The following is a 9,261-nucleotide window of genomic DNA, read 5'->3' as shown; positions in this document are numbered from 1 at the left end:
CCTGCACAACCTGGAGACCGAACTGACGCGCCACCAGGGCAAGGCCCAATACCAGATCTTCTGGAAAAAGGACGCCGCCGAACAGGCGGTCGCGGCCCAGTGGGAACAGTTACGGGCCCGTCCCGAACTGTTCGAGTTGACCACGTTTTCCCCGGACCAAGCCCTTTCGGTCATGCAGGAGACCCTGGGGGCCGGGGCCGACCTGTCCTGGCTGCGCGGCAAAAGCCCCCTGCCCTACACGGCCCTGGCCACCTTCCGCATCCCCCCGGACGACCCGGACTGGCCCAAACGGGCCTTCGAGGAGTTGAAGACCCTGGAGGGCGTGGCGGCGGTCCACGTCAACCCTTTGCAAATGGACCTGTCGCGCTCGGTGGTGGAGATCGGGCGCACGCTTTTGTGGCCCACGGGGGTGTTTCTGCTGCTTTTGGTGGCCCTGGTGGTGGGCAACACGGTCAAGCTGTCGCTTCTGGCCCGGGCCGACGAGGTGGCCATCCTGCGCCTTGTCGGGGCCCGGAACTGGTACATCCGGCTGCCGCTTCTGGTCGGCGGCGTCACCCTGGGGCTGTGCGGCGCGGGGCTGGCCCTGGGACTTTTGTGGGTGTTGCAGCGCTCCCTGGCCGAGATGCTGAACGTCCCGCCGCTTTGGATCAAAATCGATTTCCTGCCCCTGCCCCATGCGGCGGCCCTGGCCGGGGCCATGGCCCTGGTGGCCGCCGCCGCCAGCTGGGTCGCGGCCGGAGACCGGGGCTGACCCCGCACAGGGCCGCCCAACCACCCATGCCTGCCTCCCCTCCCACGCCGCATACCGGCATCATCCTGGCCGCCCACGGCTCGCGCCTCCCCGAGGCCCGGGCCACCCTGGAAGCCTTTACGGCCCGGGTGGCGGACAGCTACCCCCGCTGTCCCGTGCGGCTGGCCCGGACCATGGGCGAACTGCACCATGGCCGCCATCTGCGCCCGCTTTTCGGAGCCAGGTCGGTGGATGCGGCGTTTCTGGAGATGGCCGGACTCGGGGTGGCCCGGGTGGCCGTGCAATCCCTGCATGTGGTGGCCGGGGGGGAGTTCGCCGAGGTTTTGGCGGCGGCGGACCGCGCCCGACGGGGTGGAGGATTTGCCGCCGTGCGCGTGGGCGGGCCGCTTTTGCCCCCGGCCGGGGATGACCCCGTGCGCGCACCACAGGCTGGGATCGTCCTGGCCGCCGAGACGCTTCTGGCCAGCCTGCCGCCAGGCCGCGCGCCACACGAGGCCGTGGCGGTCATGGGGCACGGAGCCCGGGGACCGGCCCGGGAGACCTATGCCGCCCTGGCGGCGGAGCTTGCCCGGCGCGATCCGCTGGTTTTTTTCGCCACCCTTGACCGCACCAAGGCCGACGCCGCCCGGGAGGACTCCCATATCGGCCGCCTGCGCCGGGCCATCCTGGACAGCGGGGCCGGGCGGGCCTGGCTTGTGCCCTTTTTCAGCGTGGCCGGGGCCCACGCCCGGCGCGACCTGGCCGGAGACGAGGCGCTGTCCTGGCGCGGCGTGCTGACCCGGGCCGGGATCGACTGCGTGCCGGTCCTTTTGGGTCTTTTGGAAATCGAGCTCTTCGCCCGCATCTTTCTGGACCGCCTGCACGCATCCCTGGCCAGCCTCGACGCGGCGGGCGGGACATCCGGCGGGATCATTACGTGACCCCCGCCGGGGTCTGACGCCGGAACAAATGAAAACATGTCTCAATATCAGCTAAAATCCGCCCTGCCAGACGTCCTCTCTGCGGGGGACGCCGTTTCGCCCGCCACGACAACAAATTTTCTTCTTCTTTTCGTTCCAACAGCGCGCTTTTTGTAACAATATTCCTTTTTTGTTGCCAAATCGCCACGTTCATGCAACATTTCTGTAATGGCCGGGCTGAATCCCGCGTCGCGGCAAACGCGTGGCGCAGGCCCATAACCTCTAAGAGCGCGGGAGAACCGACGTGCGCATCAATATTTCCTTCAAACTGGTCTTTTTGGTCATGGCCTCGGTGCTGGTCAGCGGCGCTTCGGCCCTGGTGGCGTCGTACTATTCCGTGGGCCAAGGTTTCGAGAAATCTTTCATAGAGGCCATCGGCTCAGACCAAAAAGTGGTCCAGGACCGGGTGGACCGCATGCTTGCAGACTACACCGGGCTGGCCCAATCCCAGGCCGTGCGGCCAAATGTCATAAACGGCGTGGCCACGGCGGATGCGGCCCTGCTCAAAAAGCTGGGCCAGGATCTGATGCAGACCGGACAGACGGACTTCATCGTCTTCGTGGACGACAAGGGAACCGTGTTGTCCCGGGGCCACGACGACGCCGCCGGGGACAGCATCGCCAACCAGCAGTGCGTGCAAAAGGCCCTGGCCGGCTCCACGTGCAACACCTTCGAGCCCGGCAAGGTGGTCAAGATCTCGCTTCGAGCCACGGCCCCGGTGAAAAAAGACGGCAAGATCGTCGGCGCCGTCGTGGTGGGCATGAACGTCTCCAAGGACGACGCCTTCGTGGATTCGGTGAAAAAGATCCTCGACGTGGAAACCACCATCTTTTACGGCAACGTGCGCGTATCCACCACCATCATGGCCGACGGCAAGCGGGTCGTGGGCACCACCATGGACAACAAGGCGGTCACCGATGCCGTGCTCGGCCGCAAGGAAGTGTATGTGCTGAAGCTGCCGCTTTTCGGCAAGCCGTACATGGCCGTGTACTGGCCATTTTTCGACGCCGAGGGCAAGGCCGTAGGCATGTTCTTTCTCGGCAAGAACATGTCCGTGGTCGCGGCCTCCCAACGCGACGTCTTTTTGCACATCCTCTGGGTCTGCCTTGCAGCCATGGCCCTTTTGGCCGTGGTGGGCTATTTGGCCTCCAAAAAGTTCACGAAGCCGGTGTTGTTGCTGGCGGCATTTGCCCGCAAGGTCGAGAGCGGCGACTATTCCAGCACTTTGGACCTCAAGGTCGACGACGAGATCGGGGATCTGGCCATCTCCATGGGCAACATGGTCACCGCCCTCAAGGAAAAGATCGACGAGGTGGAAAAGGCCCTGCACAAGGCCGCCGAGGAGACGGAAAAGGCGCAGCAGGCCATGGACGAGGCCAAGGCCGCCAAGGAAGCGGCCGAACAGGCCAAGGCCGAGGGCATGTTGCACGCTGCCGGGAAGCTGGAAGGCGTGGTCCGCGTGGTCAACACCGCCTCGGAGGAACTGACCTCACGCATCGACCAGTCCAGCCGGGGGGCCGAGAACCAGGCCCAACGGGTGGGGGAGACGGCCACGGCCATGGAGGAGATGAACGCCACGGTGCTCGAGGTGGCCAAAAACGCATCCCAGGCCGCCGAAACCTCCGATGCGGCCAAGAAAAAGGCCGAGGAGGGGGCCATCGTCGTGGACCAGGTGGTCTCCGGCGTGGGCATGGTCCGGACCCAGGCCTTCGGCCTCAAGCAGGACATGGACACGCTTGGCCGTCAGGCCGAGGGCATCGGCCGGATCATGAACGTCATCTCCGACATCGCCGACCAGACCAACCTTCTGGCCTTAAACGCGGCCATTGAGGCCGCCCGGGCCGGGGATGCGGGACGCGGCTTCGCCGTGGTGGCCGACGAGGTCCGCAAGCTGGCCGAAAAGACCATGACCGCCACCAAGGAAGTGGGCGAGGCCATCCAGGGCATCCAGACCGGCACCACGACCAACGTCAAAAACGTGGAGCAGGCCGTGCGCACCATCGAGGAGGCCACGGAACTGGCCACCCGGGCCGGGGAATCCCTGAAGGAGATCGTGCATCTGGTGGACTTGGCCGCCGACCAGGTGCGCTCCATCGCCACGGCCTCGGAGCAACAGTCCTCGGCCAGCGAGGAGATCAACCGGTCCATCGAGCAAATCAACGCCATCTCCTCGGACACCTCCCAGGCTATGCGCGAGGCCTCCGGGGCCGTGACCGACATGGCCGGGCAGGCCAGGGAGCTCACCCAGCTCATCGAAGAAATGCAGACCGAGGGCGGCAATGCCGGGACGGCCCGGCCCCTGCCCAAAGCCGGGCGGCCCAAGGCGCTCCGCTAGCGTGGCGTCCACAAACAAACAGTTATGTTTACTATGAATAAAAACCATAAGTCCAATGTGTTGCTGCCTGCCAAACCGTAACGGCGATTTCCGAACGCAACACGAGGGCCGCCCCCGGCGGGGTTGGGCCTGCCCGGGCAGGCGACAGGCTGAAATGATGCTTGTTATGTAACACACGCCGCCTTTTCCAGGCACGCAGCACGCACGACATTGTCCCGGGGGCCGGGCCGCAAGGCCTGCCCCCTGGCTTTCAAAATTCCCCGGGCCGGGCCGCCCGAGTCGCCACGTTCCGTTCCGAAAAAACTATCCCCATGATTCGTTCTGTGGTATCGTATAACGAATCGATCTCTTCGCAAACGGCATCCGCCCTGGGGCGAACGCGACCTTTCGCTGTTCGAAAGACATGGAACCTGGCCTATGCGACGCCCCGTCTCCACCAATCCGGCCACCCTGGCCACCCTGGCCGCCCTGGCCGTGGCCGGACTGCTCGTCGTCCTGGCGCTCCTCTTCATGGCCCCGGGGCAGGAACAAAAGACCTGGACCGGCGAGACCCTGCGCGTGGGCTACGCCGAGGAGTATCCCTTCGCCTTTCGCGACGCCTCGGGCCGGGTCACGGGCGAAGGGCCGGAAACGGCCCGGGCCGTGCTGACGCAGCTTGGCGTTACGGACATACAGTGGGTGTTGGCGGAATTTTCCAGTCTCATTCCCAGGCTTGAGGAGGGCGACATCGACATGATCGCGGCCGGGATGTTCGCCACCCCGGAGCGCGCCAAGCGCATCGCATTCTCCCTGCCCACCGTCCGGGTGGGCCAAGGGCTTCTGGTGCGGGCGGGCAATCCCAAGGGGCTTTCCTCCTACGACGAAGCGGCCCGCCGCCCGGACGTGGTCCTGGCCGTTTTGGCCGGGTCCGTGGAAGAGGCCTATCTGGGGGGCCTGGGCATTCCCGAGGCGCAGCTCTTTACGGTTCCGGACGTAGCCACCGGGGTGGCCGCCGTCACGGCCGGGCGGGTCGACGGACTGGCCCTGAGCTCGCCCACGGTGAACCTCCTGGCCCGGGGCACGAACGGCGCATGCCAGGCCGCCGCCCCGTTCGTCGGCCCCCTCACGGACGGCCGGGAGGACAAGGGGCAGGCGGCTTTTGGATTCCGCAAGGCCGACACCGCGCTGCGCGAATGCGTAAACGGCGTACTGGCCGATTTTATCGGCGCCCCCGAACACCTGGAATTGGTCGGCCCCTTCGGGTTCACCGCACGGGACATGCCTGGCGACACGACGCCGTAGCCTTTCATCCCGCACAGGCGCGTCAGCAACGCCAGACCCGGCCGTCTGATCCGGCGCCCGGGCGCAGGAGAAAGAACTGGTGAGCCTCAAAAAAATCGCATCCGCCCTTCGCGGCGCCCTGCTGTCCGGCGACGTCTCCTTCTACGCCATCATTGCGGTCACCGCCCTGTCCGGCGCGCTGTTCTGGTTCGCCAGCGACGCCAGGCGGGAAAGCCAACGCAATTCCCTGCCGGTCATTGAAAATCTGCAACGGGCCCGGATCGAGGCCCTCAAGGGCGCCCTGGCCACCCAGCGGTTCCTGGCCGGAGAGGAGGGCGTGTCCCTGGCCGCCCGGGACGCCTTTTTCGAACAGGCCGCCCGGCGCATCCGGGAGGTGGCGGCCAGCCTGAACGCGGCCGGGGACGGCATGGCGGGAGAACAGACGGTTCTGAACGACGAGCTCCACCGCTTCGAATCCCTGATCACGGACATGGGGCGGCTCTCGGCCAGGCGCACCACGCCGGAAGGCCGCGCCGAACCAGCCCTGGCCCTGGAACTGCGCAGCATCTATGCCGCCCTGGAGGGCCTGGGCGACGAGTTGGAGCGTGGGGCCCGGGCGCGTTTCACGGAACTGGCCGCCAGGCAGGACACCTTCACCACCTCGCTGCTTGTCGCCTGGATCTGTTTCCTTTTGCTTTTGGCGGCCTTTATCGGGGCCACGGGGGCGATTCGCCGCAAAAACGAGGCGCTTTTGCGGGAAAGCGAAGCCCGCTGGCAATATGCCCTGGAGGGCGCCGGCGACGGGGTTTGGGACTGGGACGTGCAGACCGGGGCCGTCGCCCTGTCCCGGCGCTGGAAGGAGATGCTGGGCTTTGCCCCGGACGAACTGCCCGACAGCTACGAGACGTGGCGAAACCTGGTGCATCCCGACGACCTGGACATGGCCGAGGGGCGGCTTGCCGGGTACATCCAGGGGGAGACGCCAGACTATGCGGCGGAATTTCGCATGCGCTGCAAGGACGGCTCCTACAAGTGGATACTCGACCGGGGCAGGATCGTGGCCCGGGACGACACGGGCCAGGGCCTGCGTATGATCGGCACCCATGCCGACATCTCAAGCCTCAAGGCCGCCCAGGAGGCCCTGCGGGAAAGCCGGGAAGACCTGGCCGTGACCCTGCGCTCCATCGGGGACGGGGTCATGGCCACGGACGCGCACGGACGCATCACCCGCATGAACCCCACGGCCGAACGGCTCACGGGATGGGCTGCGGCCCAGGCCGCAGGGAAGTCCCTGGAGGAGGTGTTCGCCATCGTGGACACCCTCTCCCGCAAGCCCTGCCCCGACATCGTGGCCCGGGTCATGCGCTCGGGCGAGGTGGTCGGCCTGGCCAACCACACCTCGCTTCTGTCCCGGGACGGCCGGGAATACCAGATCGCCGACAGCGCCGCGCCCATTCACGACAACACCGGGGCCGTGATCGGGGTGGTGCTGGTTTTTTCCGACGTCACCGCCCAATACGCCGCCCGGGAGGAGATGCGCCACAGCGAGGAACGCTTTCGCACGGCCGTGCGCGAGGCCCCCTTTCCCATCATGATCCACGCCGGGTCCGGCCGGGTATACAGCGTCAACCGGGCCTTTACCGAACAAAGCGGCTACTCCCTGGCCGACCTGCCGCACCTGGACGCCTTCGCCCCCAGGGTGTCCTGCGCCGAGCCTTCCGTGACGGGCCTTTCCGGTTTTCCCCCCTGCCCTTCGGAACCCGGACGCACGGCGCCGTGTCGCATCGTATGCAAGGACGGCGCCCAGCGGGTGTGGGAGGTGGCCTGCGCCCCACTGGGGGCCATGCCCGACGGCCAGGCCGGGAGCATCACCATGGCCATGGACGTCACCACCCGCAATGCCGCAGAAGAGTCCCTGGTGGCGGCCAAACGCCAGGCCGACGCCGCCAACCGCTCCAAAAGCGAATTCCTGGCCAACATGAGCCACGAGATCCGCACGCCGTTAAACGGCATCCTGGGCATGCTCCAGTTGCTCACCCTGACCAAGCCGACCGGGGAGCAAAACGAGTACATCGCCATGGCCGTCAAGTCCGGACAGCGCCTCACGGCCCTTTTGTCCGACATCCTGGATCTGTCGCGCATCGAGGCCGGGAAGCTGACCATGGCCCAGACCGAATTCGCCCTGGACGACCTGCTGGCCGGGGTGCGCGAGGCCATAGCCCCGGCCTGCCGGGAACGGGGACTGGGCCTGGAGATGCACGTCGACCCGGACGACAGCCGTCTGCGCGGCGACGAACTGCGCATCCGGCAGATCCTCGTCAACCTGGCCGGAAACGCCGTGAAATACACCGAGACCGGACACATCCGGGTCGAGACGTCGGTGCTGCCCGGGCGGGCGCCGGAGCTGGCCACCCTGCTTTTTATGGTCGAAGACACGGGGGCGGGCATCGCCGACGACCAGATGGAACGCATTTTCGAAACATTTACCCAGGTCGAAGGCGCCTACACCCGCAGGCATCAGGGCGCGGGGCTCGGGCTGTCCATCGTGCGCCGCCTGGCCCTGGCCATGAACGGTTCGGTCTGCGTGCAAAGCGAGCCCGGGGCAGGCACGGCGTTTTTCTGCACCGTGGAATGCCGGACGGTCCCCGCCGCCAAGGTGGCGCAGCGGCCTGGAAAGGCCGCCTTGCCTCAGCCCGCCCCTTCAGGGAAACGCCGCGTCCTGGTGGCCGAGGACGACCCGGTCAGCCGGGCCGGGCTGGTGCGCATGGTGGAGAAAATGGGCTACCGGGCCCTTGGCGCGCAAAACGGCCAAGAGGCCCTGGAGGCCTTGACCCGGGAGGATTTCGATCTCATCCTCATGGACGTGCAGATGCCGGTTCTGGACGGGGTGGACGCCACCCGGCGCATCCGCACCGAACCGGGATTCGCGGCCATGGCGGACATCCCCATCGTGGCGCTGACGGCCTACGCCATGACCGGCGACCGGGAGACGTTTCTGGCCGCCGGGATGAACGCCTATCTGGCCAAGCCCTTCGAGATGGAAGACCTGCGGGCGGTGATGGCCTCGGTGGAGGGGACGGGGAAGACCTGAACGCGCCCACCGGAGGAATTCCCCTGCCGCCGCTGGCGGTTTTTCCGGCAATGGGCTACACCCCCGGCACATCATTTGTTGGAGGTCTTTTATGACAAAAATCGCTGTTCCGACCAAGGGCGGCCTGGTGGACGAACATTTCGGCCACTGCGAGTCCTTTACCATCGCCACCGTGGATGAAGCCAAGACCATTGTCTCCCGCGAGTCCTTCACCCCGCCGCCCCAGTGCGGCTGCAAATCCGACCTGATCCCCACGCTGTTGTCCATGGGCGTATCCGTGCTGGTGGCCGGAAACATGGGCGAGGGCGCGGTCATGCGTCTGCGGCAAAGCGGCATCCAGGTCTTTCGCGGAGCGTCCGGCCCGGTGGAAGAGGCCCTGGCCGCCTATCTGGCGGGAACTCTCGCCGACCGCGACGAACTGTGCCAGCACCACGGCCACGAGTGCGGCCACGGGTTGTAACCCGGCGGCTCTTCCAAATACGGCCGCAATTCGCCGTCGCCCGGCCGGGAACCGGCGTCCGCCGTGTCCCGGCCGTTTTTTCATGGCTGCCGTGGCGTGCGGGTGGCGACATGGCCCCGCCGAGCCCGGCTGTCTGCCCGGATAACGGAGGCAGACCTCATCAACGCGCAGACGAATGCCCCCGTTTGGGGCGAATCGCCTCATGCCCAGTCCTTTTCTCGGAGAACCTTCGGCATCGGGCAGATCATGTGCTCCCTCATTCGGTCAGATCATGTGCTCGCGACGCAACGACACGAGAACCGTTGTCATTCCCCCGCAGCGATGCTACTTTCTTGCATGTTCTCTGACGTGCGGGCAGCCCGGACGGGTTGTCCGTGTTCCCAGCCCCTCGCCCATCGGCGAAGC

Annotated in this window: 6 protein-coding genes; all 6 read left to right on the top strand. The window is 66.5% G+C overall.

From position 1 onward, the window contains the following. The coding region (locus V3572_RS11570; protein ID WP_332111150.1) for a cell division protein FtsX at window positions 1–751 on the top strand (751 nt) is incomplete at its 5' end. Between the two features lie 26 nt (window positions 752–777). Further along, on the top strand, window positions 778–1,671 hold the full coding sequence (locus tag V3572_RS11565) for a sirohydrochlorin cobaltochelatase (protein ID WP_332111149.1): 894 nt from the start codon (window positions 778–780) through the stop codon (window positions 1,669–1,671). A gap of 283 nt (window positions 1,672–1,954) precedes the next feature. Then, window positions 1,955–4,045, top strand: a complete 2,091-nt coding sequence (locus V3572_RS11560) for a methyl-accepting chemotaxis protein (RefSeq protein WP_332111148.1) — start codon at window positions 1,955–1,957, stop codon at window positions 4,043–4,045. A gap of 417 nt (window positions 4,046–4,462) precedes the next feature. Beyond that, window positions 4,463–5,326, top strand: coding sequence for an ectoine/hydroxyectoine ABC transporter substrate-binding protein EhuB (gene ehuB, locus V3572_RS11555; protein WP_332111147.1), 864 nt, complete (start codon window positions 4,463–4,465; stop codon window positions 5,324–5,326). 79 nt (window positions 5,327–5,405) lie between these two features. Beyond that, a complete protein-coding gene (locus V3572_RS11550; RefSeq protein ID WP_332111146.1) occupies window positions 5,406–8,396 on the top strand; it encodes a PAS domain S-box protein in 2,991 nt (996 codons plus the stop codon). Window positions 8,397–8,487: 91 nt separating this feature from the next. Further along, complete coding sequence (locus V3572_RS11545; protein ID WP_332111145.1) at window positions 8,488–8,856, top strand: NifB/NifX family molybdenum-iron cluster-binding protein; 369 nt, start codon at window positions 8,488–8,490, stop codon at window positions 8,854–8,856. Window positions 8,857–9,261 lie beyond the last annotated feature (405 nt).

This window comes from Desulfolutivibrio sp., assembly GCF_036584575.1.
Lineage (GTDB): Bacteria > Desulfobacterota > Desulfovibrionia > Desulfovibrionales > Desulfovibrionaceae > Desulfolutivibrio.
The sequence above is the reverse complement of the archived record's forward strand: the minus strand, read 5'-3'. Positions and strand labels throughout refer to the sequence as shown.